The organism is Streptomyces sp. JLBG701 (genome assembly GCF_058544905.1).
Window position 1 is genome coordinate 4,757,180 of sequence record NZ_CM178588.1, and the last position, 24,799, is coordinate 4,781,978.

The following is a 24,799-nucleotide window of genomic DNA, read 5'->3' on the forward strand; positions in this document are numbered from 1 at the left end:
ATAAAACCCCACGTCCGTCACCGTCACAACCGAACAAAGAACACCAAGCAAAGCGAGACTGCATGGACACCCCCACACACCTGGCGTTCGCCGATCTGGCGGCCGAGCTACGGCTCCCCACCGACTGGCTCGACTACACGATCCTCGGCATCTACTTCGTCGTCGTCCTGGGCATCGGCTTCGCCGCCCGCCGCTCGGTGAAGACCAGCCTCGACTTCTTCCTCTCCGGACGCTCGCTGCCCGCCTGGGTCACCGGTCTCGCGTTCATCGCCGCCAACCTGGGCGCCACCGAGATCCTCGGCATGGCCGCCAACAGCGCGCAGTACGGCGTCTACACCGTGCACTGGTACTGGATCGGCGCCATCCCGGCCATGGTCTTCCTGGGCCTGGTGATGATGCCCTTCTACTACGGCAGCAAGGTCAGGTCGGTCCCCGAGTTCCTGCTGTTGCGCTTCGACAAGGGCGCCCACCTGCTGAGTTCGATCCTGTTCGCCTTCGCCGCGATCCTGATCGCCGGGGTGAACCTGTACGCCCTCGCGATCGTCGTCGAGGCGCTGCTCGGCTGGCCGGAGTGGGTGTCGATCGTCGTCGCGGGCCTGTTCGTGCTCGCGTACATCACCCTCGGCGGCCTCTCCTCGGCGATCTACAACGAGGTGCTCCAGTTCTTCGTGATCCTTGCCGCCCTCATCCCGCTCTCCGTGCTCGGCCTGAAGAAGGTCGGCGGCTGGGACGGCCTCACCGACTCCCTCACCGCGACCCATGGCGACGACTTCGTCACGGCGTGGGGCGGCACCGGCATCGGCACCTCGAACCCGCTGGGCGCGAACTGGCTGACCATCGTCCTGGGCCTGGGCTTCGTGCTGTCCTTCGGCTACTGGACGACGAACTTCGCGGAGGTCCAGCGGGCGCTGTCGGCGAAGAACCTCTCCGCGGCCCAGCGGACGCCCCTCATCGCCGCCTATCCGAAGATCTTCATCGTCTTCCTGGTGATGATCCCGGGCCTGGTAGCGGCGGTGCTGGTGCCGAAGATCGGCACCTCGGACTCGGACCTCCAGTACAACGACGCGATCCCGTACCTGATGGAGGCCCTGCTCCCGAACGGCGTCCTGGGCATCGCGGTGACGGGCCTGCTGGCCGCGTTCATGGCAGGAATGGCGGCCAACATCTCCTCCTTCAACACGGTGTTCACGACGGACATCTGGGCGAAGTACGTGGTGAGGGACCGCGAGGACACGTACTACGTCCGTTTCGGCCGCCTGATCACGGCGATCGGTGTCCTGGCCTCCATCGGCACGGCGTTCCTCGCGTCGTCGTTCTCGAACATCATGAGCTACCTCCAGACACTGTTCTCCTTCTTCAACGTGCCGATGTTCGTGGTCTTCATCCTCGGCATGTTCTGGCCGCGCGCCTCGACCAAGTCCGGCTTCTGGGGCCTGCTCGCGGGCACGGTGACGGCGATGGTGAACTACTTCTGGTTCTACAAGCAGGGCGTCATCGACTTCCCCTCCGACCAGGGCGCCAACTTCGTCTCCGCGATCGCCGGTTTCGTGGCCGGCGCGGTCGTCATGGTCGCCGTCTCCCTCTTCACCGCCCCCAAGTCGCAGGAAGACCTCCAGGGCCTGGTCTACGGCACCCGCTCCCCCGGCATGGAGGAGCCGCCCGGCGTCGGCGACGACGCCTGGTACCGCAGGCCGGCGCTGCTCGGCTGGGGCGCCGTGATCCTGGCGGCCGCCTGCTACATCCCGTTCTCGTTCTAGTAGGGGAGGTTGAGAACCCATGTCTGAGTCCGAGTCTCACCCTGAGCACCACGGATATTCCGAGAAGGACGTCCAGCGGGAAGTCACCGAGCTGGAGGGCAAGTCCGCGACAGCGGCCCGCCTCTTCGACATCCGGCGCATCATCGGCGGCCTCTTCGTGATCTACGGAATCATGGTCACGATCGCGGGCATCACGGCATCCGACGCCGAGATCGACAAGTCGGAGGGCATCAACATCAACCTGTGGACGGGGTTGGGGATGCTGGCGTTGGGCCTGTTCTTCCTGGCATGGCTGTGGCTGAGGCCTACGGCTCCGCCTACGCCTACGCCGGACGAGCCTGGTGGGTGACGTTCACTGTGGGGGACGGGGCGGGGCCGGGATCGCCTGGGCGGATCCGGCCCCGTACGCATAGAGTTGCGGCTCGCAAAACACTGTTCCAGTTGGGGTGTGAGTTGTGGGAACTGTACTGACCATGGCCGTTGTTCTGGCTTGTGCTGTGGTTTATCTGCTGCCGTCGTACATAGCGTTCAACCGTGGATCGAAGCACCGGTGGCTGATCCTCGCCATCAACCTGATCTTCGGTGGATCGATCATCGGTTGGGGTGTCGCCCTCTACATGGCGACCCGCACACCGAAGAAGGCGCAGGGCACTGCGGAGGGTCTCGCCTGACGGCTGGGGCGATTGGAGCCTTTGGCCCACGACCGGCAGCGATGACCTGCGGTTTTCCTCCCACCGCCTGGTCCAAAGGCTCCAATCACCGAAAAAGGTCGTCGGCGGTGGTCGCGTGGACCGCTCGCTGGGCCCAGATTTCGAGCTGATCGAGGTCGGAACAGAGTTTTCGTTCCCGGACGACGTCGGGCACCGAGATGCCACGCCACTCCAGGATACGGAGGGTCATCTCGGCACGGTCCTCGATCCGGCCCTCTTCGCGTACCTGCTGGGGCGGGTCCGGCCCCCTTACTGCTACTCGGTCAGGAACAGGTCCGCCGGATCGGTGACGTCGTAGGCGAGCTGACGCCAGGTTTGGAGTTCGGCCAGGTCCTTGCTCTCCCGCAGCTTGCGCCTGACAGACTCCGGCACGTCGATGCTCCGCCAGAAGAAGAGCCTGAGAATCACCGACCGCTCAAGGTTCTCCTGGAAGCCCTCCTCATAGCCCTCCCTGAAGGCGTGTTCCGCCGCCTCCAGCCACGCTCGGCGCCAGTGGTCCAGCCAGATGTACGAGGGCAGACGCCAGGGAACCTTGCCATCAGGACCGGTCATCGACGAACAGATCCTCCGCCTTCTCCGCGTGCAGCGCCCGCTCGACCCAGGTTTCCAGCAGGTCGAGGTCGGAACACGCCTGCACCTGGTCACGCACCGAGTCCGGGACCGGGATGCCACGCAGTCGAAGGAGCTTGAGGACTGTCGCGGCGCGTTCCTGCACGACGCCCTCTTCACGTACCCGCTCGGCGAGGGGGTGCCGCCAGAAGTACTGCATCGTGGTCATCAGGTCCCTCCACATCTGCTTCGCCTGGGGGTCGGCCAGGCATGAGTCGACGAACTGCACGAACACCGCGGCAGTGTCCGGATCGATGGTGTCCAGGGCGGTTGCCAGCGATTCCAGTATGGCGGGAGCCTTCCGGCCCCGGCCATGCGTCATCGCCGAAAGCACCGCAAGGGGTGGATCCCCCACAGCCTCCTGCACGTCCACGATCAGCGGAACGTTGTCCGGGCCCAGCACGAGAGGCGTGACGGTGAGCGAAGGACACCCCCGCACGCCGAGGTGAATGGGCTGCGCTGCCCAACGGGCCGTGGTGCTGCTCTGCGTGGTGACGATGAGTACCGGCTCACAGCGGAACTTCTCGTACAGGTAGCTGAGGTAGTACGGCCAACTGCCCCGCTTTCTCTCGTCCGGCTGCCTCTGCGACTCCACGACCAGGAGGTACGCACCCTCGTTGGTCTCCGCCCGCATCAGCGTGTCCACGCGACGCTCGACCGGCTCGATCTCCGTGAGGTCGATGTTCATGGCGGCCATGTCGTGGGGCTTGGGGAAGGCAACACCTAACACGTCCTGCAGAGCACGGGTGAGGAGTTCTGGATCCTTCTGGAAGATCCGATGCATCGCCTCGTGTGTTGAGCTGACCATGGGCTCTCCTTTCTTTCCGACTTGATCAACGAGCTACGCAGCGGCAAGGTCACACCACACGTACTTGCCTCGACTGCCATGTCTGGACAGTGGCTGCCAGCCCCAGAGGTCGGAGCAGGCTTGGATGAGGGCCATGCCGCGGCCGTTCTCCACGTCGGTGAGGTCTCCCAACCTCCCTGGAGGCTCGGGGGGTTCGGGGTTCGCATCCCACGCGCCGAGGCGCAGCACGCCGTTCGACCAGCGCACGCGTAGCTCGGCGGGGCCCTTGGTGTGCAGGACGGAGTTGGACACCAACTCCGAGGTGAGCAGCTCGGCGGTGTCGACGAGGGTGATCAGGCCGTGCATGGTCAGGATCAGACGGAGGGTGCGGCGGCAGACGGTGACGGCCCGGGGGTCGTTCGGGATGCGGAGGGAGTACTCCCAGAGGTCGGGGCCGGTTTCGGGCATGAGGCAGCTCCAGGTGGGGGGTAGTTGGGGATACAGGCGGTGGCATTGCCGCAGCCGTCATGGCAGGGCGGAGTGGTGCGCTTCCGCAGCGTGTGTGTCGCATCACTGACAGTAGAGGAGAATTTTCTCCTCACGCAAGCGGGTCGCGTAATCTGACACCCGAACTAGGCGTGCTGACGCGTAGGTTGAGACAGGAGTGTGCATGGCGCCGAGGACCCAACCCACCGCACGGCAGGTGCGCCTGGGCACCGAGCTACGCCGACTGCGCGAGGCCGCCGGCCTGAAGGCGCGAGAGATCGCGGGCCTGCTCAACTCGACCTCGGCCCAAATAAGCCAGGTCGAAGCGGGGCTTTCCGGCGTCAGCGAGGAGCGGGTACGACGCCTTGCCGCGCACTACGCCTGCGCCGACGGGGAGTTGGTGGACGCGTTGGTCGCCATGGCCACCGACCGCACACGCGGCTGGTGGGAGGAGTTCCGTGGAGTCCTGCCGCCCGTCTTCCTGGACGTGGCCGAGCTGGAACACCATGCGAAGTTCCTCCGCGAGGTCGTCATCACCCACATTCCCGGGCTGTTCCAGACCCCCGACTATGCTCGCGCGATCTTCGGATACATGGTCCCGGACCTACCCCCCAGTGAACTTGAACCCCGGATCGAGCACAGGATGCGGCGCAGAGCGGCCATCGAGGGCGACCATGCCGCCGAATACGAGACGATCGTCCACGAGTTCGCGCTTCGCGTGCTCGTGGCCGACCACAAGGTGGCCCGTGCCCAACTCGGGGAGATCTTGCGGCAGATTGAGCGGGGCCACACCGTACGGGTCATCCCCCTGGACGTGACGGGATTTGCGGGGGCCGGCGGCGAGATGATGTACGTGGGCGCATCGCTGCCCCGACTGGACACGGTTCTCAGAGACTTCCCCCACGGAACGGCATTCCTCGATGCGGAGTCCCAGCTGGACCGTTTCCGAAAGTTCTTTCGTAAGGTGGAGACGGCGGCTCTCTCCCCCGTACCGTCACGGGATTTCATCCACCGCATCGCCAAGGAACTGTGAGGCAGTCAGCATGACCGGGGTCCTTCACTGGCAGAAGTCGTCCTTCTCCCAAGGAGGCGACGGCAACACCTGTGTCGAACTCGCCGCCGCCCCCGCCACCCTCCACCTCCGCGAAAGCGAAACCCCAGCCACCCGCCTCACCACCACCGCCACAGCCCTCGCCCACCTCCTGGCAGGCATACGCTCCGGCGCGCTCTCCCAGGGCTAGGAGTCCAGCCCCGTACCCTCCCCCGGAGGCGAGTGCGGCACCGGGCCCGCCCGGTCCAGCAAGCCCGTCCGAGCCGCCAGGGCCGCCGCCTCCAGCCTCGACCCCACCCCCAGCTTCATCAGTACCCGCTGGACGTGGGTCCGAGCAGTGGACGGCGCGATTCCCATCCCCGCCGCGATCAGCCTCGTATCCTCGCCGTCGGCCACGCGGACCAGGACCTCGACCTCCCTCGGCGTCAGCATCTGCAGCAGGCGTTGGCCCTCGTCGTCTGGCTGGGCCGCCGGGTTCAACAGTTCGCTGAAGGCTCCTTGCAACAGCTGCGGGGCTACGGCCGCCTCCCCCGCCCTCGCCTTCATGATCGCCCGCTCCACGCCCTCGATGCGCTCGTCGTGCCGTACATAGCCGGAGGCCCCCGCCGCGAAGGCCGCCGCGATGCCGCGTGGGCTCGGGACCGGGCCCAGGACCAGGACCGCGACCTGTGGACGCTCGCGCTTGATCTTCACCACCGGGTCGAATATTCCTGGCTCGGCCGGTGTCGCCGTGCCCAGCAGGCACACCTCAGGTGCACGTGTGATCACCAGCTCCGCCGCGCCCGCGGCCGGCGCCGCCGCGGCGAGCACCCGGTGACCCCGCAGCTTCAGCGCCGAGGCCAACGCCTCGGCGAGCAGTCGGTGGTCGTCGACCACCATGAGCCGCACTCCCATCGAGAACCCCCCAGTCCCCCCAGTCACCCCAACGGACGCCCACTATGGATGTCCACTGGTCCGCGCGGAAAGAGGCCCCCCGGCACCCCCGCCTTCATGCCCCCGGAAGCTACACGCTTGTTCGACGTTGCGCTCCCCCTACTGGTGAGAAGTGCCCCGGATCGCCGAAATTCATCGCATTCGAGGGTGATGAGCGGTAAGCGCACGCCCCTACCCCTGAGCAGGGACGCGGCCGCCAACACACAGGCCCGCCTCACTCGCCGTACGCGAGTATCAGCTTCTCCGCCGGCTCGGCATTGCCGGTCACGCGCTTCGTCGAGAGGTAGAAGCGCCCGTCCACCCACTCGAACGCCTTCGCCGAGAAGCCCGCCTCGATGTCCGCGGTGGCCTGCGGCAACTGGAGTCGCGTCGTCGTTTTGTGGGTGGTCGTGGAGATCGCCACGACGCGCCCGCCCGTCCCGTACGACTCGTTCGACGGCTCGGCGTATGCGGTCAGCTGTCCGGCCGACACCGACAGCGGCAGCATCGCGGCCCCGGTGGGGGACTTGACCCGCCACTTCTCCTTGCCGGTGTCCAGGTCGATCGCGACGATCTCGCCCGCGCCGCCCGTCGCGTCGACCACCGGGAGGTAGAGGGTGTCCGCGTCGGCCGTCACGCCCGTACAGCCCTGGAGGTCGCGGGTGAGGACGGCCACGCCGCACTCGGGGGCGAAGTCCTCGTCGACGCGGACCTGGGAGCGGAAGGTGCCGTCGGACTTGAACGCGGAGATGTTCCAGGCGCCGTCGTCGTCATTGGTGCTGTAGACGACCAGCGGGTCGACGGAGTACACGCGCTCGATCCGCCAGCCCTTCTCCGACTTCCGGGTCCATCTGACCTCGCCGGTCGTCGGGTCGAGCCCCTGCATCTCCTCGTGCTCGTCCGTCCCGGACGCGTCGCAGGAGGAGACGGCGATGAGCCTGGCGCCGCCCGCGAAGGCGGCCGGGGAGCAGCCGTCGCCGTAGCTCTTCCTGTCGAACAGCTTCTTGCCGGTGGTGATGTCGTAGGCCGTGCCCGATCGCGAGCGGCCGACCATCAACGTCTCGCCGGTGACGGTCAGTTCGAGGGCGAGCATGCTGTCGGGGACCTCGGCGGTCCAGCCCTTCTCGCCGGTGTCGAGGTCGATCTGCTGGAGTTTGTCGCACTCGGCCTGGTCGTCGCCGCCGCTCATGTACGCGACGACGATCTCGCCGTCGGACGTCTCCTCCGGGGTGACCGCGCAGATCTTCTGCGGGAACACGATCGGGGACCAACTCGGCGTGCCGTCAGTGATGTTGAAGGCCAGGAGCTGTTTGTACGCCGCCTTCACCACCGACTTGCCGGTGACCCACATGCCGAGGGCGTCGGCACCGGTACCGGGTACGTTGTCGGGCGCGTCCTTGAACCAGAGCACCTTGGCCTCGCCGGCCCAGCGGCCCCTGTTGAGGTCCTCGACCGTGGCGTCGGGGGACGAGTCCGAGCCGGAGGGCCTGACCGCGTCGCTCTTCCCGGCGGTCGCAACCTCGCCGTCGTCGCCGGTCGTCGCGAAGACGGTGCCGCCGATGACGAGCAGCGCCGCCACCGCGGCCCCGATGATCAGTGTCGGCCTGCCCTTGAAGGGACGGCGGTTGGGCGGCCGAGTCATCCGCGCGGTTCCCCCGGTCTCGCTGAACGTGCAGGTCTCAGGCGGCTCTTTCTATCACTTGGAACCCCATGCGAACGGGCCGGTTCCGCCCCTGTTCCCAAGGGTGAACCGGCCCGTGATACCGCCGTTATGCGCCTGCGTGTCCCGGCACGGGATTTACGCGTCCTCGGCCAACTCCAGCCAACGCAGCTCCAGTTCGTCGCGCTCGCCCGCCAAGTCCCGCAGCTCGGCGTCGAGTTCGGCGACCTTGGCGAAATCCGTGGCGTTCTCGGCGATCTGGGCGTGCAGTTTGGTCTCCCGGTCGTTGAGCTTGTCGAGCTGCCGCTCGACCTTCTGGAGCTCCTTCTTGGCGGCGCGCTGGTCGGCGGCGCTCTTCTCCGGAACGGCCTTCACCGTCACGGGGGTCGCGGCCACGACCGCCGCCTCCATGCGCTGACGCCGCTCCAGGTACTCGTCGATTCCACGCGGCAGCATCCGCAGAGTGGCGTCGCCGAGAAGGGCGTAGACGTTGTCCGTCGTGCGCTCGACGAAGAACCGGTCGTGGGAGATGACGATCATCGAGCCGGGCCAGCCGTCGAGGAGGTCCTCCAGCTGGGTCAGGGTCTCGATGTCCAGGTCGTTGGTGGGCTCGTCGAGGAAGAGGACGTTCGGCTCGTCCATGAGGAGGCGCAGGATCTGGAGCCGGCGCCGCTCACCGCCGGACAGGTCGCCGACCGGCGTCCACTGCTTGTCCTTGTTGAAGCCGAACGTCTCGCACAGCTGCCCGGCGGTCATCTCGCGGCCCTTGCCGAGGTCGACGCGGTCGCGGACGGCCTGGACCGCCTGCAACACCCGCAGTTCCGGGTCGAGTTCGCCGACCTCCTGGGAGAGGTAGGCGAGCTTGACCGTCTTGCCGACGACGACCTTGCCGGCGACCGGCTGCGTCTCGCCCTCGCTGCGGGCGGCCTCGGCCATGGCCCGCAGCAGGGAGGTCTTGCCGGCGCCGTTCACGCCGACGAGACCGACGCGGTCGCCGGGGCCGAGCTGCCAGGTCACGTGCTTGAGCAGCACCTTGGGGCCGGCCTGGACGGTCACGTCCTCCAGGTCGAACACCGTCTTGCCGAGCCGGGACGAGGCGAACTTCATCAGCTCGGAGGTGTCCCGGGGCGGCGGTACGTCCGCGATCAGCTCGTTGGCGGCCTCGACGCGGAAGCGGGGCTTGGATGTACGGGCCGGGGCGCCGCGGCGCAGCCAGGCGAGCTCCTTGCGGACCAGGTTCTGCCGCTTGACCTCTTCGGTGGCGGCGATGCGCTCGCGCTCGGCGCGGGCGAAGACGTAGTCCGAGTAGCCGCCCTCGTACTCGTAGACGTCGCCCTTCTGCACGTCCCACATGCGGGTGCAGACCTGGTCGAGGAACCAGCGGTCGTGGGTGACGCAGACGAGCGCGGAGCGGCGCTCGCGCAGGTGGCGGGCGAGCCAGGAGATGCCCTCGACGTCGAGGTGGTTGGTCGGCTCGTCGAGGACGATCAGGTCCTGGTCCTCGATGAGCAGCTTGGCCAGTGCGATACGGCGGCGCTCGCCGCCGGAGAGGGGGCCGATGACGGTGTCCAGGCCCTGGGGGAAGCCGGGGAGGTCGAGGCCGCCGAAGAGGCCGGTCAGTACGTCCCTGACCTTGGCGTTGCCCGCCCACTCGTGGTCGGCCATGTCGCGGATGACCTCGTGGCGGACCGTGGCGGCCGGGTCGAGGGAGTCGTGCTGGGTGAGGACGCCGAGGCGCAGGCCGCCGTTGTGGGTGACGCGGCCGGTGTCGGCTTCCTCCAGCTTGGCGAGCATGCGGATGAGGGTGGTCTTGCCGTCGCCGTTGCGGCCCACGACGCCGATGCGGTCCCCTTCCGAGACGCCGAGGGAGATGCCGTCGAGGAGGGCACGGGTGCCGTACACCTTGCTGACGTTCTCGACATTGACCAGATTGACGGCCATTACTCTCCTGACGCGGGGGTCGCTCGACCCTCCAGGGTAATCGGCCGGGCGGATGATCCCTCCGCCGCGTTTTCCTCGCCCCCCTCAAACGCCGGACGGGCTGAATGCAGCAGGCCTGAGCTGCAAGGCTCCGACCCCCTACCCGGACGTAGGGATTCCCCTCATTGACGTGATCTCGTCAAAGACGCCACGGTATCCCCGCAGGACCGCCACCCCCCACGGCTCCACCCCCGTGCCCACTCCACGAGAGGGGAACCCTCCCCATGTTCGGTCCGCACTCCCCCACACGTCGCAGACGCGGTGCCCTCGCCGCTCTCGTCTCCGCCGCCGCGGTCCTCGCCGTCGGTACCGCGACCGTCGCCCCCGCGTCCGCGGCCCCCGCCGAAGGCGTGATCCTCGGCGCCGACGCCGCCGGTGCCATCAAGGACAGTTACATCGTCACCCTCAAGGACAGCGCGGGCTACACCGCCGCCTCCAGCAAGGGCAAGGCGCTCGCCACCCGCTACGGCGCCGAGGTCGAGCAGACCTACACGGCCGCCCTGAACGGGTACGCGACCGAGATGACCGAGACCGAGGCCAAGCGGCTCGCCGCCGACCCGGCCGTCGCCTCGGTCGCCACGAACAAGACCGTGCACCTCAACGACACGCAGTCCAGCCCCACTTGGGGCCTCGACCGCATCGACCAGGCCGACCTGCCCCTCGACTCCGCCTACACCTACCCGTCCAGCGCGGGCAGCGGCGTGACGGCGTACGTCATCGACACCGGCGTCCGCATCACCCACACCGAGCTCTCCGGCCGCGCCTCCTACGGCTACGACGCGGTCGACGACGACTCCACCGCCGACGACGGCAACGGGCACGGCACACACGTCGCCGGCACGATCGCGGGCACCACGTACGGCGTGGCCAAGGCAGCCAAGATCGTGGCCGTGCGCGTCCTCGACGACGAGGGCTCCGGCACGACCGCCGGTGTCGTCGCCGGCATCGACTGGGTGACCGAGAACGCCGTGTTCCCGGCCGTCGCCAACATGTCGCTCGGCGGCAGCGCGGACACCACCCTCGACACCGCCGTCGCCAACTCCATCGCGGCGGGCGTCACTTACGCCGTCGCGGCGGGCAACGACAACGCCAACGCGTCCTCGTACTCCCCGGCCCGCGTCTCCACCGCGATCACCGTGGGCGCCACCACCAGCGCCGACGCCCGGTCGTCCTTCTCCAACTACGGTTCCATCCTGGACATCTTCGCGCCGGGATCGAGCATCCTGTCGTCCTACAACACCTCCAACTCCGCCACCGCCACCCTCTCCGGTACGTCGATGGCGACCCCGCACGTCGTCGGCGCGGCGGCCGTCTACCTCGGCGAGAACCCGAGCGCCACGCCGGCCCAGGTGTCCACCGCGCTGACCTCGGCCGCCTCCAGCGGCACGCTCACCAGCGTCGGCACCGGCAGCCCCAACCTGCTGCTCCAGGTCACCCCGGCCGGTGACGGGGACGACGACGGCGGCGACACCGGCACCGCCTTCGAGTCGACGACCGACGTGTCCATCCCGGACGCTGGCTCGGCCGTCTACTCGCCGATCACCGTCAGCGGCATCACCGGCAGCGCGCCCAGCGACCTGTCCGTGTACGTCAACATCGTCCACACCTACCGCGGCGACCTCGTCATCGACCTGGTCGCCCCGGACGGCTCGACCTACCGTCTGAAGAGCAGCAGCTCCTCCGACTCCACGGACAACGTCGACGCCACCTACACGGTCGACGCGTCCAGCGAGACGACGGTCAACGGGACCTGGCAGCTCAAGGTCCAGGACGTCTACAGCGCGGACACCGGCTACATCAACAGCTGGAAGCTCACCTTCTGAGGTCCCTGAACCTCTGAGGCTTCCGTTCACAAGCAAGTGCGCCCCGGGGGCAACTCACCCGGGGCGCACCGCTGTTCCCTGACCTCTAAACGATCTCCTACGCGCGTCACTAACCCCGCTGGATCAGCGCCGACGCCGGAGCCAGCCCACGGCCCCCGGAAGCGCCCGGCATGTCGTCCTGGACCAGGATCTCCGGTATGAGGACCGCTGCCGTGACGCCGCCGTTCGCCGACGAGCGGAGTTCCACGCGCAGGCCCTGCCGCTCGCGCAGCCGGTTCACCACGAACAGGCCGATCTGCTTGGCGTCGAGGAGGTCGACCTTCTCGGACTGGATCTTGCTGTTGGCGTCGGCCATCGCGTCCTCGTTCATGCCGAAGCCGCTGTCCTCGACCTCGATGAGCACACCGCCGTCCCGCATCCGCGCGGCCCGCAGCTGCACCTGGGTGCTGGGCGGCGAGAAGGAGGTGGCGTTCTCGACGAGTTCGGCGAGGAGGTGGATGACGTCGGCGACCGAGCCGCCCGCCACGGAGACACGCGGCACCGCCCAGATCTGGACGCGCGTGGTGTTCTCGACCTCGGCGACGGCGGCACGCAGGATGTCCGACAGCGGGATCGGGTCCCGCCAGCCACGGCCCGGCGCGATCCCGGACAGGATGAGCAGGCTCTCGGAGTGGCGGCGCATCCGGGTCGCGAGGTAGTCGACGCGGTACAGGTCGCTCAGCTCGGCCTCGTCCTGCTGGCGCCGCTCCATGGTGTCGAGCAGGTCCAGCTGGCGGTGGAGCAGCACCTGGCTGCGGCGCGCGAGGCTGACGTACACCCCGGAGATGCCGCTGAGCAGCTCGGCCCGCTCGGAGGCCGCCTTCAGCGCGGCCCGCTGGACGGCGGTCAGGGCCGTGCCCACCTGGGCCAGCTCGTCACCGACCAGGCGTCGCATGGGGGCCTCGGCGTCGATGTCGACGCCCTGACCGGCGTGCAGCTTGCGCATGGCCTGCGGGAGGCGGCGGCCGGCCACCTCAAGGGCGGAGTTGCGCAGGTCGAGGAGTTCGACGATCAGGCCTCGGCCGACGAGCACCGAGACCAGAAGAGACAGCAGTACGCCTACCAGGCCGAGGACCACCGCTACGCCCGAGGCGCCCAACGTGTCCCAGCCGAACGGATCGGCCTTGGCGGTGGCGCCCGTACCGGCGCGCGTCTCGGCCTTGGTCATGCCCGCGAACACGCTGTCCACGGCCGCGTCCCAGTCCTTGAGGAAGCCCGCCGACACCGCCGACGCCCCGGGGCCCGCGCTCTGCACCCGGTTCTCGACGGCCCGCATGCTCGCGAACTCGTCGCTGTCCAGGACCTCCTGGTACGCCGCCCGGTGCGTGGCCTTCAGGTCGGCGACCGCCGGGGTGAGCAGCTCGCGCTGGGTGGCGACGGCGCCGACGAACAGCGCGTACTGCGCCTGGGTGAGCTGGCCGCCCGCCTGGGCGGCGTCGAGCAGCGCCTGCTCCTGGGCCACCGCCTCGCGGGCGCGGGCCAGTTCGAGGACCACGCGGGCCTCGGAGGCGGCGTCGGTGGTCTTGTCGCCGGTGAGCGCGCCGGTGACCGCGAAGCCGTGCTCGACGATCGTGGAGTACTGCGTGAACACGGTCGCGGGCGCCGCGCCCTTGGCCGTCGCCTCGGAGCGCAGGGCGCTCAGCGCACCGGCGTCGGCCTCCAGCCGGTCGATGCGCCCCGGCAGACTCGCGTTGAGGAGTGCGGCGTCCGAGCTGGAGGCGTTGACGCCGTCGAGGAGTGCGGAAGTGGCCTTGTCGGTGGCCGACCTGGCCTTCGTGTAGGCGTCCGGCGCGCTCGCGTGGCGCAGTACGGCGGTCCGCTCGGCCTGCAGCGCGGTCACGAAGTCGCCGACCGGGGTGAGGAGTTCGGCGTTGACGTCCTTGGCACGCTCCGTGTCGCCGATGCTGGACGCGGTGGTGACTGCGGCAAAGCCCCACAGTGCCATCAGGGACACGATGGGGAGCATGAGCAGGGCGACGATCTTCGCTCTGACCGATCTGGGTCGCAGCCGGCCTGTTGCACGGAGGACTCGCATGGGGGACCTCGTTCAGGGGGAGAGCAGGGGGAGTTCAGGGGGACAGCGGGGGTGGGGGGTTCGGCGGAGACAGTGGAGCGGATGGAGGGGATGGAGGGGATGGATCAGGCCGTGGCGAGCTCGACCTGGCGCAGGAGTTCGGCTGCGGCGGCCGACTCCTCGCGCTTGCCGGTCGGGGACAGAGCGACGTACGCGGCGGCCAGGAAGAGGAACGAACCGAGCACCACGGCGAGCGGGAAGATGAACTCCGTGGCGGTGGCGCCGGGCAGGGCCGCGCTGCTGGGGTCGAGGGAGATGCTCACGGCGTACATCGCGGTGTAGTGCATGCTGACCACCGCGAGCCCCATGACGAGCGCGGCGATGCTGGCCAGCACGGGTCCGCGGACGATGAGCGTGAGGGTGAGCGCGGCGGTCGCGGCGACGATCGCGATCACGACGGAGGCGATGACCATGGCCGGGTCGTAGTCGACCTGACCGTGCAGGTTGAGCGCGGCCATGCCCGTGTAGTGCATGGCGGCGACGCCAAGTCCGGTGCCGAGTCCGGCGAGTACGACGGACGTCACGCGCGAGCGTCCGTAACCGGCGGTGAAGATGCCGGCCGCGACCACCGCGACGGCGATCAGCAGGCTGAGGATGGTCAGCGGGACGTCGTAGCGGATCGGGGAGCCGTCGACGCTGAAGCCGAGCATCGCAACGAAGTGCATGGTCCAGATGCCGGAGCCGATGGCGAGGGAGGCCAGCACCAGCCAGTTGCGCTTGGAGGCTCCGTCCGCCTCCAACGCCCTTACGGTGCAGCGCAGTCCGAGCGCCGAGCCCACGACTGCCATGACATAGGAAAGGACGGGGGTGACCCATCCGGCACTGAAGTGATCCATGTGGCCCATGGGGGGAAGTTCCTCTCGCCCGAGGCGCGGACAGGGGGCCGCGTCCAGGAAGTACCGCCGGTAACAGAAGACCGGGGACGGCCGATCATGCCACCCGTTCCCATGTGCCAGATGGCGCGAAAGGGACCATGGGGCGGAATGGCGAACATTAGATTGCGGTGACGTAGGTAACAATTGACCTGCATATTTGTGCAGGTTCATACGAGAGAGGCCGACTTTCGCCGGCCTCTCGACACCGTTGTGAATCAGCCAGTTGCGGCAGCTGCCGCGCGGACCTCGGTGAGGAGGTCGTACATCGTCTGGCCCGGGCATTCCGTCTGCAGCCAGTCGCGGTGGCCGCTGACCGTGTTGACGTCCTTCGTCACGCCGTTGACCGGATTGACGAAGGTGACCTGCGCCTGCGGGTCCAGGCCCTTGAAGCGGGCGATGACCTTGATCAGGCGGATCAGCGAGGCCTTGGCCGCGTCCGTCGGCGGCTGCCCGGTCAGCGTGCCGAGGAGCGCGATGCCGAGGTTGCCGGAGTTGAAGCCCGCCGTGTGGAACGCGGTGACGAGCTTGCCGTCCTTGTCGAAGGCCGGGATGCCGTCGTCGCCGGAGTAGCGGCCCTCGTAGACGGTGCCGGCCTCGTCGATGAGGAAGTGGTAGCCGATGTCGCCCCAGTCGAGGGTGACCGCGTGGTACTCGTAGATGCCGCGCACGGTCGACGCCGGGTCGGGATCGGCGTTCGGGGTGTCCGTGTGGTGCACGGTGATCGTCTGCAACGGGTAGTACACCTCGGGCGAGTTGACCTGCCCGTCCTTGTACCGCTTCGACTCGTCGGCACCCCACGCCGGCCGCGACAGGTACCGCACGCCACGCACCCGGGTCGGCTCGGTCGGCACCTGGAAGGCCTTGTCGGCCCCGCCGGTCGTGTCGATCGCCAGCGAACGCACGCCGCTCGCGTCGGCCCCGGCCGGCGCCTTCAGCTCGTACGCGGTGGCGTCCCCCGCCGCGACCAGCGCCGTGCCGCCGCCCTCGACGGTCGCGCAACCGCCGCTCAGCTCCTGCCACTTGCCGTCCGCGAACCGGATCCCGGCGCCGTCGGCGTCGCCGGTCCAGCGGACACCGACGTACGAGATGGCGAAGGCGGTGCTGGTGGCGGTGGTGCCGGTGGCGGCCTCGGTACGGGTGGCGGGGAACTTCTGGGGCTCGGTGCCGGAGTTGGAATCCGCGGTGGAGTCCGATTCGGTGGCCGCGAAGACCACCGGAGTGAGGGCGGCGCCGGCGGCGACCGCGCCCGCGGCGCCGATCACGCCGCGCCGGGAGAGGGGGCGCTTACGGCGGTGGGAGGGTACGTCGGAGTGCTCGGGTGTGGGGGTTGTTGACACTGAGGGGCCTTCCGGGGGCTGTTCACTCGGGTCACTCGGGGGACACCGTGCGGTACGCGCTCCGCGACCTGCGACGGCGAGTGCTTGAAGGTAAAAGGACCCTACTCACCACTTCCGCCCAACCTGCACCACTGCAGGCCAAAGAACCGTGAATTCCCTGTGCGTGTCGGACAAATGGGAGTGATCTGTTCCGGATGAGGCTCGGAAAAGGTTTAGAACTTTAGAGCACGATGGCGCCCGGCGCCGGCCCCGACGCCGTACGGACCGAGCGGCAGGTCCCCGACGTCCGCAGCGCTTCCGCCACCTTCGACGCCGACTCCGGGTCGCGCGCGAGGAACGCCGTGGTCGGGCCTGAACCCGAGACCAGCGCGGCGAGGGCACCGGCGGCGCGGCCCGCGGCGAGGGTGTCGGCGAGCTCCGGGAAGAGGGAAAGGGCGGCGGGCTGGAGGTCGTTGGAGACGGCGGCGGCGAGCGCGTCCGGGTCGCCCTTGGCGAGGGCGTGCAGGAGTTCCCCGGAGGCCACGGGCTCGGGGATGTCCAGGCCCTCCGCCAGCCGGTCGAACTCCCGGAACACGGCCGGGGTCGAAAGGCCGCGCTCGGCCATCGCGAACACCCAGTGGAAGGTGCCGCCGGTCTCCAGCGCGGTGAGCTTCTCGCCCCGACCGGTACCGAGCGCAGCCCCGCCCACCAGGCTGAACGGCACATCGCTGCCCAACTCGGCGCAGATGTCGAGGAGTTCGTCGCGCGAGGCGCTCGTCCCCCACAACGCGTCGCACGCCACCAGCGCTCCCGCACCGTCCGCGCTGCCGCCCGCCATACCGCCGGCCACCGGGATGTCCTTGGCGATGTGGATGTGCACGGCCGGTTCGTCGAGGCCGTACCGCTCGGCCAGCGCGAGAGCCGCCCGCGCCGCCAGATTCGTACGGTCCAGGGGCACTTGGGCCGCGTCCGGGCCCTCGCAGGTGACGCTCAGCTCGTCGGCCGGCGTGACCGTGACCTCGTCGAACAGGCCTACGGCGAGGAAGATGTTGGCCAGATCATGGAAGCCGTCGGGGCGGGCGGCGCCCACACCGAGCTGGACGTTGACCTTGGCGGGGACGCGAACCGTCACGCTCACTTACTCGGACTCCTTGTGTTCCGCGATCTCCTTGTGCTCCGCGATACGCGCGAACTCCTCCACGGTCAGGGCCTCGCCCCGCGCCTGCGGCGACACCCCGGCGGCGACCAGCACCTTCTCGGCGGCCGCGGGCGACCCCGCCCATCCGGCGAGCGCGGCCCGCAGGGTCTTGCGCCGCTGGGCGAAGGCGGCGTCCACGACCGCGAAGACCTCGCGCCGGGAGGCGGTGGTCTTGATCGGCTCGGTCCGCCGGACGAGCGAGACCAGCCCGCTGTCGACGTTCGGCGCGGGCCAGAAGACGTTGCGCCCGATGGCACCGGCCCGCTTCACCTCGGCATACCAGTTCGCCTTCACGCTCGGCACGCCGTACACCTTCGAACCGGGTGGCGCGGCGAGCCGGTCGGCGACCTCCGCCTGCACCATCACGAGCGTGCGCTCGATCGTCGGGAAGTGGTCGAGCATGTGCAGCAGCACGGGCACGGCGACGTTGTACGGCAGGTTCGCCACCAGCGCGGTCGGCGCGGGGCCCGGCAACTCGGTCACGTGCATCGCGTCGGAGTGCACCAGCGCGAACCGGTCGGCGCGGTCCGGCATCCGGGCGGCCACGGTCGCGGGCAGCGCGCTCGCCAGTACGTCGTCGATCTCGACCGCCGTGACCCGGTCCGCTGCCTCCAGCAGCGCGAGGGTGAGCGAGCCGAGCCCCGGGCCTACCTCTACGACCACGTCGTCGGGGCGTACCCCTGCGGTACGGACGATACGGCGGACCGTGTTCGCGTCGATCACGAAGTTCTGGCCACGCTGTTTGGTGGGCCGCACGCCTAGGGCTGCCGCCAGCTCACGGATGTCGGCGGGGCCCAGGAGGGCGTCGGGGGCGGGGCTGGTACTCACTGGTCCAGGGTACGGGGCGGTAGTGAGCGCGCCGTCCCAGGTTGCCCCGCGTTGGGGCCGGCCTCGCTGGGGGCTCCGCCCCCAGACCCCCGACCTATGCCCACCCACGGCCCGACTCGGCTGGTTGAGAACACGAGCTCGAAGAGCAGCCCCCTCACCCGTACAACCGCACCCCACAATGCGGCCAAGGGCTCGCCCCCCGCCTCACATACAGCTTCTTCGCGCGGAACGTCTGTTCCGCCGCCGGTGCGTCCTGCGGGCGGCCGCTGCCGCCGAGGCCATGCCAGGTGCGTGTGTCGAACTGGTACAGGCCCCCGTACGTTCCCGACGGGTCCACCGCTCCGGGGCGGCCTCCGGACTCGCACGCCGCCAGCCCCTGCCAGTTCAGGTGGTCGGCCCCCTGCACCGACGTCGGGAGCGGCTTCGTCCCCACCTTCACCAGCTGGGCCCGTGGCTCGCGCACCAGCTCGGACTCCACCCAGCGCGGCTTCTGCTTGACCCCGTTGACGGTTCGCAGTGCGTACGTGACCCGGCGCATCCCGGCCTGCCCCGCCCGCTCGACGACCTCCGTGCCCCGGAACAGGGAGGGGTCGTCCGTCCGTCGCACCTCGAACGGGATCGGCTCCTCCCGGACCTCCTTCGTCCGGGTGATCCGCAGCACGGTGATCGTCTGTCCGTCGCGCGGGAAGCTCTCCTGCGCGACGGAGGTGGCGTCCTGTCCGTGGAGGGTGACCCCCGCCTCCTCGACGGCCTCGCCGACGGTCGCGGCGTTCGTGCGGACGGTGCGCGCCCGGCCGTCCGCCATGATCGTCACCGTGCGTTCGGTGCGTACGTCCAGGGCGAGCCCCTCGCGCCCGATCTTCAGGGAGCGCGAAGCCGACAGGTACGCGCCCTCCGCACGCACCCCCAGCTGATCGAGCGCCTCCTCCACGGTGTGCGCCGTCGTCCACACCTCGCGCCGCTGACCGTCGAGCGTGAGCCGTACGGGGCGCCCGTAGTGCACCGCGACCTCGTCGCCGCTGCCGAGCGCCGTGCCGGGGGCGGGCGCCACCACGTCGTGCGCGCCCACGCGTACGCCCTCTTCCGCGAGCAGCTCGGTGACGTCGTCCGCGAAGGTGTGCAGCGTGCGCGGCTTCCCGTCGACGCTCAGCTCGATCGCCTTGTCCTTGGCGACGAAGGCGGTGGTGCCGCCCGCGAGGAACGCGACGACCAGCGCCTGGGGCACCAGCCGGCGCATCGCGGAGTCCGAGCGCTCGGTGTAGCGCGCCTTGTGCCGACGCGCGGGGCGCGGTCCACTCCCGGCGCGCGCAACGGGCGCCTGCGCCCCTCCGGACGACACACTCCCCGTCTGGCGCGGCAGCGACGGCTCGGGCACCTCGTATGCCTCGTACGCCGGCCGGTACGTGTCCTCGTACGCCCCGTACACCCCAGCCGCCACCGTCTCCGCCTCGTGCGGATCGAAGGCGCCGTACGCCGGTGGCTCGTACGTCTCGTACTGCGAGTTGCTGCTCACGCCGACACGCTCCAGAAGGTCCAGAAGGCCAGAGGGGTCAGGATCGGGCCACCAGAACCTAGCGGAGGGTCCGTCACTCTCCAAAGCGACGCAACTACACACGGTCGCAAAGATTATGCGTCAGTAGCCGAAGGCATGTGCCGTGTTGGCCGCGAGGGCGGTCGCCAGCGCGTCCTCGTCGATGCCGCGCACGGCGGCCATCGCGCGCACCGTGACCGGAATGAGATACGGGGCGTTGGGCCGTCCGCGGTACGGCGCAGGCGTCAGGAAGGGCGCGTCGGTCTCCACGAGGACCAGCTCCAGGGGGGCGACGGCGAGGGCGTCGCGGAGGTGCTGGGCGTTCTTGAAGGTGACGTTCCCGGCGAAGGACATGTAGTAGCCGGCGCCGGCGCACACCTCGGCCATGTCGGCGTCGCCGGAGTAGCAGTGGAACACGGTCCGTTCGGGGGCGCCCTCTTCCTTCAGGACGCGCAGCACGTCCGCGTGGGCGTCGCGGTCGTGGATGACGAGCGCCTTGCCGTGCCGCTTGGCGATCTCGATGTGGGCGCGGAAGGAGCGCTCCTGCGCCTCCTTGCCCTCGGGCCCGGTGCGGAAGTAGTCGAGGCCGGTCTCGCCGACACCCTTGACCTGGGGGAGCGCGGCCAGGCGGTCGATCTCGATGAGCGCCTCTTCGAGCGCCCCCGCGCCCCCGGGCTGCCGCGCGCCCTGCCGGGACCAGCCGTCGGGGTCACCGTGGACGATCCGGGGGGCTTCGTTGGGGTGCAGGGCGACGGTCGCGTGAACGCTGTCGTGCGCGGCGGCCGTCTCGGCGGCCCACTGCGAGCCCCGTATGTCGCAGCCCACCTGCACGACCGTCGCCACACCCACCGACGCGGCCTTGGCGAGACCCTCCTCCACCGTGCCGGACTGCATGTCGAGGTGGGTGTGGGAGTCGGCGACCGGCACCTGGAGGGGCTCCGGGAGCGGCGGCGCCGCGTTCTTCTCGCTGGAGGAAGGCATGCCCCGATCCTACGAAAGGGGCACGCCTGCCTGGGACCTGTCCGGCGGATCATGCCGCAGACGCGGGGTGTGGCACGCACATCTGCCGCGTTGTCGTCGGTCGCCGAAGCTCCGCTTCGACTCCCTCCTCCGCCTTGCAGCTGCACGCACCACACCCCGCTCGCCCGCGTCTATGGAGTGCCGTAGCTTTCCTGCGACCTGATCCGCCGGACAGGCCCCAGCGGCCGAGCGGGATCAGCTCGCCTTGCGGTGGTGGAAGGGGTGCAGGAGGTCGGACAGATGCCAGTGGTGGTGCTCCTTGGGCAGCCCCTCCGGCCCGGTCTCGGTCTCGGCCTCGCCCGCTGCCGTCTCCGACTGCCCCTCGGCCGACCGTGCCTGGACCGGCGGGCGGCGCAGCGCTGCCTCATGTACCGACGAGACCTGCCCGGCACGCATGATGCGCACGACATGGCCGTCGCAGTTCTGGCACTCGGGCCGGCTCAGCGGAGACGGGACGACCCGGCCGTTCGCCACATACATGACGAAGTCGTGGCCCTCGGCGTCCTTGTGGTGCTCGATCTCGTACGACTGCTCCCAGCCGTGCCCGCAACGCATGCAGGCGAAGGAATAAGACTCGTTGACGACTGCGGTAGCCGCGCCGCGGAGGCCGGTCTGCCCTGCGATCTCACTCATGCCAGCTCCTCTTGTCCGCTGGACAAAGGACGGGTGTGTCCCACAACCCAGTGGACGCTTCTACCGGCGCGAACGCATCAGCCCTGTCGAGTGTTGGAGGCGATTTGGCGATCCCTTGCCGGAACGCCTCGCTCACCCGGTCCGGGCTTTGCTTTTCACCATGGTCCTTTGCCCCCGCATGGGGCGCAGCACAGGGCGCACGCTCAAACGAAATGCGCCCTGCTCAGAGGGCATGCGCGCCGTCTCGCGCGCCCTCTTTCACGCCCCCGGCTCACGCCCCCGCGGGACCCGCGTTCTTCGCGGCCACGACGGCGTCGAAAACCTCCCGCTTGGGCAGCCCCGCGTCGGCGGCCACGGCCGCGATCGCCTCCTTGCGCCGCTCCCCCGCCTCCTCGCGCACCCGCACACGCCGGACCAGTTCGGTGGCGTCGAGTTCCTCGCCGCTCTTCTCCGGGGCGCCCTCGACGACGACGGTGATCTCACCCCGTACGCCCTCCGCGGCCCACGCGGCCAGCTCGGCGAGCGGACCGCGCTTGACCTCCTCGTACGTCTTGGTCAGCTCCCGGCAGACGGCGGCCCGCCGCTCGGCGCCGAAGACCTCGGCCATCGCGGCGAGGGTGTCGTCGAGCCGGTGCGGGGCCTCGAAGTAGACAAGCGTGCGCCGCTCCTCGGCCACCTCCCGCAGCCGCGACAGCCGTTCGCCGGCCTTCCTGGGCAGGAACCCCTCGAAGCAGAACCGGTCGACGGGCAGCCCGGACAGGGCGAGCGCGGTGAGCACGGCGGACGGGCCCGGCACCGCCGTCACCTTGATGTCCTTCTCGACGGCCGCGGCGACCAGCCGGTATCCGGGGTCGGAGACGGACGGCATCCCGGCGTCCGTGACGAGCAGCACGCGCGCGCCGCCGAGGAGTTCCTCGACCAGCTCGGGCGTCCGGGCGCTCTCGTTGCCCTCGAAGTACGACACCACGCGCCCCTTGGGCGTCACGCCCAGCGCCTGGGTCAGCCGGCGCAGCCGTCGGGTGTCCTCGGCGGCGACGACGTCGGCACCGGCCAACTCCTCGGCGAGCCGGGGCGGAGCGTCCGCGGTGTCGCCGATGGGGGTGCCTGCGAGTACGAGGGTTCCAGTCACGCTCCCATCCTCCCAGGGGCCGCCCAAACCGAACGCATCCGGACCGGTACGGGGCATGCACGGGACTCACACAGCGCCGTTCCCTACGATGGCGCGGTGACCAGTACAGCGTCGTCCACGGACTCCACGGACACTCGCCAGGGCCAGGCCCCCCAAGAGCAACGGCCGTCGTGGCAGCAGCGGCTGCGCCGTTTCGGATATTCGGCGGGGCCCGACAGTGATGTCCGCGACCGGCTGGTGCCGCCGTACGCCCAGCCGAGCCCCCGTATCTGGGCGGCGCTCGGCATCCGGCACGAGCTGGCCGAGCGCCTCACCCGCTGGTCGGGCTGGGGTGGTCCGCTGCTGGTGACGCTGATGGCGGGCGTGATGCGCTTCTACCACCTGGGCAGCCCGAAGGCGGTGATATTCGACGAGACGTACTACGCGAAGGACGCGTGGGCGCTCGTCCACCGCGGTTTCGAGGTCAACTGGGACAAGAACGCCAACGACCTGATCCTGTCCACCGGCGGACATGTGTCGATCCCCGCGGACGCGGCGTACGTCGTGCATCCGCCGGTCGGCAAGTACATGATCGGGCTCGGCGAGCTGATGTTCGGGTTCAATCCGTTCGGCTGGCGGTTCATGACGGCGGTGCTGGGCACGCTGTCGGTCCTGCTGTTGTGCCGGATCGGCCGCCGGCTGTTCCGTTCCACGTTCCTGGGCTGCCTGGCGGGCGCGCTGATGGCGGTGGACGGCCTGCACTTCGTGATGAGCCGCACCTCGCTGCTCGACGGCGTGCTGATGTTCTTCGTGCTGGCCGCGTTCGGCTGTCTGGTCGTCGACCGCGACCGGGTGCGCGAGAAACTCGCGGCCGCGCTGCCCGCCGACGCGGACGGCCGGGTCCGCCCGGACGCGTACACGGCGGAGCACACCCGCTTCGGTTGGCGCCCCTGGCGCTGGCTGGCGGGCCTGATGCTGGGCCTGGCCCTCGGCACGAAGTGGAACGCCCTCTACATCCTCGCCGCCTTCTGCCTGATGGCCCTGCTCTGGGACGTCGGCTCGCGCAAGGTCGCGGGCGCCCGGAACCCGTACCTCGCGGTCCTCAAGTACGACACGGGCCTCACGTTCCTGGCCACGGTCCCGGTCGCGATCGTCACGTACTTCGTCTCCTGGATCGGCTGGATCCTCTCCCCGGCCGACGGCACCGGCGGCTACTTCCGCGACTGGGCCGCGGGCGCCGGGAAGGGCGGCAACTGGACGTTCCTCCCGGACTGGGTGCGCAGCCTGTGGCACTACGAGCACGAGGTCTACGAGTTCCACGTCGGCCTCTCGTCCCCGCACACGTACCAGTCGAACCCGTGGAGCTGGATCGTCCTGGGCCGCCCGGTCTCGTACTTCTACGAGTCCCCCGCCCCCGGCAAGGACGGCTGCCCCACCGACACCGGCGGCAAGTGCGCCCGCGAGGTCCTCGCGATCGGCACCCCGCTGCTGTGGTGGGCGGCCTGCTTCGCGATCATGTACGTGCTCTACCGCTGGCTGTTCCGCCGCGACTGGCGCGCGGGCGCGATCGCCTGCGGCATCGCGGCCGGCTACCTGCCCTGGTTCATGTACCAGGAGCGCACGATCTTCCTGTTCTACGCGGTCGTCTTCCTGCCGTTCCTCTGCCTGGCGGTGGCCATGATGATCGGCTCGATCATCGGCCCACCGGGCTCGACGGACACCCGCCGCGTGGCGGGCGCGACGGGGGCGGGCGTACTGGTCCTGCTGATCGCCTGGAACTTCATCTACTTCTGGCCGCTGTACACGGGCACGTCGATCCCGTACGACGACTGGCGGTCGAGAATGTGGCTCGATACCTGGATCTAGCGGAACGCGGATCCGGCGGCGAAGGCGCCCCACCTCGGTGGGGCGCCTTCGCGCTGTCCACGGCTACTTGGGGAACGTGTGGTAGCCGGCCAGGCATATCAGCGAGGCGTTGTACTCCTCCAGCGACAGCCGGTAGCGCTGCACCTGGGCCGCCATGTAGGCACCCCACAGCAGACCGCCCAGGGCCAGCAGCAGGCCCCAGCCCAGGCTGCCCGTCGACATCACCCAGATTCCGGCCACGATCACCAGCAGCCCCAGCCACTGCCGCACGTCCACCTCGTTCGGAGGCGCGAAATTCTTCTTGTTCGGCGACTCGGCAGGGAGGTCCTGCCAGTAGCCGCGCAGCTGCTGCACGTTGACGGAGTTACATTTCGGGCACTGCATCCCAATCCCCCGAGGTCCAGCGTTGGTTGACAACGGGAGGATCTGCGGAGGGGTAGCTTCCATCAAGGGCCCAACGGCCCCAACCCTCGCCCGTAGAGCACCCTTTGCCGGCTTATCGACCGATCTTTCTTCTGTCGAACAACGGAAACCCC

At 69.4% G+C, this 24,799-nt stretch carries 24 protein-coding genes; 7 read left to right on the plus strand and 17 right to left on the minus strand.

The window, feature by feature from the left end; genetic code table 11:
* The first annotated feature begins 62 nt into the window (after window positions 1-62).
* The 3 genes from AC5DRG_RS21720 to AC5DRG_RS21730 all read left to right on the plus strand — a co-directional run bounded on the left by AC5DRG_RS21720 (window position 63) and on the right by AC5DRG_RS21730 (window position 2,428).
* Window positions 63-1,757: a sodium:solute symporter family protein gene (locus AC5DRG_RS21720; RefSeq protein WP_491812250.1), complete on the plus strand. Its 1,695-nt coding sequence runs from the start codon at window positions 63-65 to the stop codon at window positions 1,755-1,757.
* A 19-nt stretch (window positions 1,758-1,776) separates the two neighbouring features.
* Window positions 1,777-2,106, plus strand: coding sequence for a hypothetical protein (locus tag AC5DRG_RS21725; RefSeq protein ID WP_491812251.1), 330 nt, complete (start codon window positions 1,777-1,779; stop codon window positions 2,104-2,106).
* A 124-nt stretch (window positions 2,107-2,230) separates the two neighbouring features.
* Window positions 2,231-2,428: a superinfection immunity protein gene (locus tag AC5DRG_RS21730; protein WP_491812252.1), complete on the plus strand. Its 198-nt coding sequence runs from the start codon at window positions 2,231-2,233 to the stop codon at window positions 2,426-2,428.
* 85 nt (window positions 2,429-2,513) lie between these two features.
* Here AC5DRG_RS21730 and AC5DRG_RS21735 read toward each other — a convergent pair whose 3' ends face one another.
* The 4 genes from AC5DRG_RS21735 to AC5DRG_RS21750 form a co-directional block, all read right to left on the minus strand.
* Entirely contained in the window at window positions 2,514-2,657 is a 144-nt protein-coding gene (locus tag AC5DRG_RS21735) for a hypothetical protein (protein ID WP_491812253.1), read from the minus strand.
* Window positions 2,658-2,722: 65 nt separating this feature from the next.
* A complete protein-coding gene (locus AC5DRG_RS21740) occupies window positions 2,723-3,019 on the minus strand; it encodes a hypothetical protein (protein ID WP_491812254.1) in 297 nt (98 codons plus the stop codon).
* Window positions 3,006-3,884, minus strand: a complete 879-nt coding sequence (locus tag AC5DRG_RS21745; protein WP_491812255.1) for a hypothetical protein — start codon at window positions 3,882-3,884, stop codon at window positions 3,006-3,008. Before AC5DRG_RS21745 ends, AC5DRG_RS21740 begins: the two co-directional genes overlap by 14 nt.
* 33 nt (window positions 3,885-3,917) lie before the next feature.
* Window positions 3,918-4,331 carry an ATP-binding protein gene (locus AC5DRG_RS21750; RefSeq protein WP_491812256.1) on the minus strand — a complete coding sequence of 138 codons (414 nt, stop codon included), beginning with the start codon at window positions 4,329-4,331 and terminating at the stop codon, window positions 3,918-3,920.
* Window positions 4,332-4,533: 202 nt separating this feature from the next.
* On the opposite strand from AC5DRG_RS21750, the gene AC5DRG_RS21755 reads away from it, so the two are divergent.
* Together AC5DRG_RS21755 and AC5DRG_RS21760 are read left to right on the plus strand one after the other, a co-directional pair.
* Complete coding sequence (locus AC5DRG_RS21755) at window positions 4,534-5,382, plus strand: helix-turn-helix domain-containing protein (RefSeq protein ID WP_491812257.1); 849 nt, start codon at window positions 4,534-4,536, stop codon at window positions 5,380-5,382.
* Window positions 5,383-5,392: 10 nt separating this feature from the next.
* On the plus strand, window positions 5,393-5,590 hold the full coding sequence (locus AC5DRG_RS21760; RefSeq protein ID WP_491812258.1) for a DUF397 domain-containing protein: 198 nt from the start codon (window positions 5,393-5,395) through the stop codon (window positions 5,588-5,590).
* Here AC5DRG_RS21760 and AC5DRG_RS21765 read toward each other — a convergent pair.
* The 3 genes from AC5DRG_RS21765 to AC5DRG_RS21775 all read right to left on the minus strand — a co-directional run bounded on the left by AC5DRG_RS21765 (window position 5,587) and on the right by AC5DRG_RS21775 (window position 9,913).
* Window positions 5,587-6,294: a helix-turn-helix transcriptional regulator gene (locus tag AC5DRG_RS21765; RefSeq protein ID WP_491812259.1), complete on the minus strand. Its 708-nt coding sequence runs from the start codon at window positions 6,292-6,294 to the stop codon at window positions 5,587-5,589. The genes AC5DRG_RS21760 and AC5DRG_RS21765 overlap by 4 nt on opposite strands.
* Before the next feature lie 253 nt (window positions 6,295-6,547).
* Window positions 6,548-7,954 (minus strand): outer membrane protein assembly factor BamB family protein, encoded by a 1,407-nt coding sequence (locus tag AC5DRG_RS21770; protein WP_491812260.1) that lies wholly within the window; start codon window positions 7,952-7,954, stop codon window positions 6,548-6,550.
* A 156-nt stretch (window positions 7,955-8,110) separates the two neighbouring features.
* Window positions 8,111-9,913, minus strand: a complete 1,803-nt coding sequence (locus AC5DRG_RS21775; protein ID WP_491812261.1) for an ABC-F family ATP-binding cassette domain-containing protein — start codon at window positions 9,911-9,913, stop codon at window positions 8,111-8,113.
* Window positions 9,914-10,176: 263 nt separating this feature from the next.
* On the opposite strand from AC5DRG_RS21775, the gene AC5DRG_RS21780 reads away from it, so the two are divergent.
* Window positions 10,177-11,775, plus strand: coding sequence for a S8 family peptidase (locus AC5DRG_RS21780; protein WP_491812262.1), 1,599 nt, complete (start codon window positions 10,177-10,179; stop codon window positions 11,773-11,775).
* A gap of 109 nt (window positions 11,776-11,884) precedes the next feature.
* Here AC5DRG_RS21780 and AC5DRG_RS21785 read toward each other — a convergent pair whose 3' ends face one another.
* The 9 genes from AC5DRG_RS21785 to rsmI form a co-directional block, all read right to left on the minus strand.
* Complete coding sequence (locus AC5DRG_RS21785; protein ID WP_491812263.1) at window positions 11,885-13,849, minus strand: sensor histidine kinase; 1,965 nt, start codon at window positions 13,847-13,849, stop codon at window positions 11,885-11,887.
* A gap of 104 nt (window positions 13,850-13,953) precedes the next feature.
* The gene (locus AC5DRG_RS21790; protein WP_491812265.1) at window positions 13,954-14,733 is read right to left on the minus strand and encodes an MHYT domain-containing protein; all 780 of its coding nucleotides are present in this window, start codon (window positions 14,731-14,733) and stop codon (window positions 13,954-13,956) included.
* 245 nt (window positions 14,734-14,978) lie between these two features.
* Window positions 14,979-16,025, minus strand: coding sequence for an N-acetylmuramoyl-L-alanine amidase (locus AC5DRG_RS21795; protein ID WP_491813116.1), 1,047 nt, complete (start codon window positions 16,023-16,025; stop codon window positions 14,979-14,981).
* 295 nt (window positions 16,026-16,320) lie between these two features.
* Entirely contained in the window at window positions 16,321-17,217 is an 897-nt protein-coding gene (locus AC5DRG_RS21800; RefSeq protein WP_491812266.1) for a 4-(cytidine 5'-diphospho)-2-C-methyl-D-erythritol kinase, read from the minus strand.
* Window positions 17,218-18,105, minus strand: a complete 888-nt coding sequence (gene rsmA, locus AC5DRG_RS21805) for a 16S rRNA (adenine(1518)-N(6)/adenine(1519)-N(6))-dimethyltransferase RsmA (RefSeq protein WP_491812267.1) — start codon at window positions 18,103-18,105, stop codon at window positions 17,218-17,220.
* Between the two features lie 154 nt (window positions 18,106-18,259).
* The gene (locus tag AC5DRG_RS21810; protein WP_491812268.1) at window positions 18,260-19,618 is read right to left on the minus strand and encodes a resuscitation-promoting factor; all 1,359 of its coding nucleotides are present in this window, start codon (window positions 19,616-19,618) and stop codon (window positions 18,260-18,262) included.
* 120 nt (window positions 19,619-19,738) lie between these two features.
* The gene (locus AC5DRG_RS21815) at window positions 19,739-20,617 is read right to left on the minus strand and encodes a TatD family hydrolase (protein WP_491812269.1); all 879 of its coding nucleotides are present in this window, start codon (window positions 20,615-20,617) and stop codon (window positions 19,739-19,741) included.
* 234 nt (window positions 20,618-20,851) lie between these two features.
* Complete coding sequence (locus AC5DRG_RS21820) at window positions 20,852-21,289, minus strand: hypothetical protein (RefSeq protein WP_491812270.1); 438 nt, start codon at window positions 21,287-21,289, stop codon at window positions 20,852-20,854.
* A gap of 271 nt (window positions 21,290-21,560) precedes the next feature.
* Window positions 21,561-22,418, minus strand: a complete 858-nt coding sequence (gene rsmI / locus AC5DRG_RS21825) for a 16S rRNA (cytidine(1402)-2'-O)-methyltransferase (protein ID WP_491812271.1) — start codon at window positions 22,416-22,418, stop codon at window positions 21,561-21,563.
* A 96-nt stretch (window positions 22,419-22,514) separates the two neighbouring features.
* On the opposite strand from rsmI, the gene AC5DRG_RS21830 reads away from it, so the two are divergent.
* Window positions 22,515-24,263 carry a dolichyl-phosphate-mannose--protein mannosyltransferase gene (locus AC5DRG_RS21830; protein WP_491812272.1) on the plus strand — a complete coding sequence of 583 codons (1,749 nt, stop codon included), beginning with the start codon at window positions 22,515-22,517 and terminating at the stop codon, window positions 24,261-24,263.
* Between the two features lie 63 nt (window positions 24,264-24,326).
* Here AC5DRG_RS21830 and AC5DRG_RS21835 read toward each other — a convergent pair whose 3' ends face one another.
* A complete protein-coding gene (locus AC5DRG_RS21835) occupies window positions 24,327-24,617 on the minus strand; it encodes a hypothetical protein (RefSeq protein WP_491812273.1) in 291 nt (96 codons plus the stop codon).
* Window positions 24,618-24,799: the final 182 nt, after the last annotated feature.

Excerpts from the sequence above, each read along its gene's own strand:
- AC5DRG_RS21820 (WP_491812270.1), bottom strand. The coding sequence starts at position 21,289 with ATGAGTGAGATCGCAGGGCAGACCGGCCTCCGCGGCGCGGCTACCGCA.
- AC5DRG_RS21765 (WP_491812259.1), bottom strand. The coding sequence starts at position 6,294 with ATGGGAGTGCGGCTCATGGTGGTCGACGACCACCGACTGCTCGCCGAG.
- AC5DRG_RS21760 (WP_491812258.1), top strand. The coding sequence starts at position 5,393 with ATGACCGGGGTCCTTCACTGGCAGAAGTCGTCCTTCTCCCAAGGAGGC.
- AC5DRG_RS21815 (WP_491812269.1), bottom strand. The coding sequence starts at position 20,617 with ATGCCTTCCTCCAGCGAGAAGAACGCGGCGCCGCCGCTCCCGGAGCCC.
- AC5DRG_RS21720 (WP_491812250.1), top strand. The coding sequence starts at position 63 with ATGGACACCCCCACACACCTGGCGTTCGCCGATCTGGCGGCCGAGCTA.
- AC5DRG_RS21755 (WP_491812257.1), top strand. The coding sequence starts at position 4,534 with ATGGCGCCGAGGACCCAACCCACCGCACGGCAGGTGCGCCTGGGCACC.
- AC5DRG_RS21725 (WP_491812251.1), top strand. The coding sequence starts at position 1,777 with ATGTCTGAGTCCGAGTCTCACCCTGAGCACCACGGATATTCCGAGAAG.
- AC5DRG_RS21770 (WP_491812260.1), bottom strand. The coding sequence starts at position 7,954 with ATGACTCGGCCGCCCAACCGCCGTCCCTTCAAGGGCAGGCCGACACTG.
- AC5DRG_RS21730 (WP_491812252.1), top strand. The coding sequence starts at position 2,231 with ATGGCCGTTGTTCTGGCTTGTGCTGTGGTTTATCTGCTGCCGTCGTAC.
- AC5DRG_RS21740 (WP_491812254.1), bottom strand. The coding sequence starts at position 3,019 with ATGACCGGTCCTGATGGCAAGGTTCCCTGGCGTCTGCCCTCGTACATC.
- AC5DRG_RS21745 (WP_491812255.1), bottom strand. The coding sequence starts at position 3,884 with ATGGTCAGCTCAACACACGAGGCGATGCATCGGATCTTCCAGAAGGAT.
- AC5DRG_RS21750 (WP_491812256.1), bottom strand. The coding sequence starts at position 4,331 with ATGCCCGAAACCGGCCCCGACCTCTGGGAGTACTCCCTCCGCATCCCG.
- AC5DRG_RS21785 (WP_491812263.1), bottom strand. The coding sequence starts at position 13,849 with ATGCGAGTCCTCCGTGCAACAGGCCGGCTGCGACCCAGATCGGTCAGA.
- AC5DRG_RS21775 (WP_491812261.1), bottom strand. The coding sequence starts at position 9,913 with ATGGCCGTCAATCTGGTCAATGTCGAGAACGTCAGCAAGGTGTACGGC.
- AC5DRG_RS21735 (WP_491812253.1), bottom strand. The coding sequence starts at position 2,657 with ATGACCCTCCGTATCCTGGAGTGGCGTGGCATCTCGGTGCCCGACGTC.
- AC5DRG_RS21780 (WP_491812262.1), top strand. The coding sequence starts at position 10,177 with ATGTTCGGTCCGCACTCCCCCACACGTCGCAGACGCGGTGCCCTCGCC.
- AC5DRG_RS21790 (WP_491812265.1), bottom strand. The coding sequence starts at position 14,733 with ATGGGCCACATGGATCACTTCAGTGCCGGATGGGTCACCCCCGTCCTT.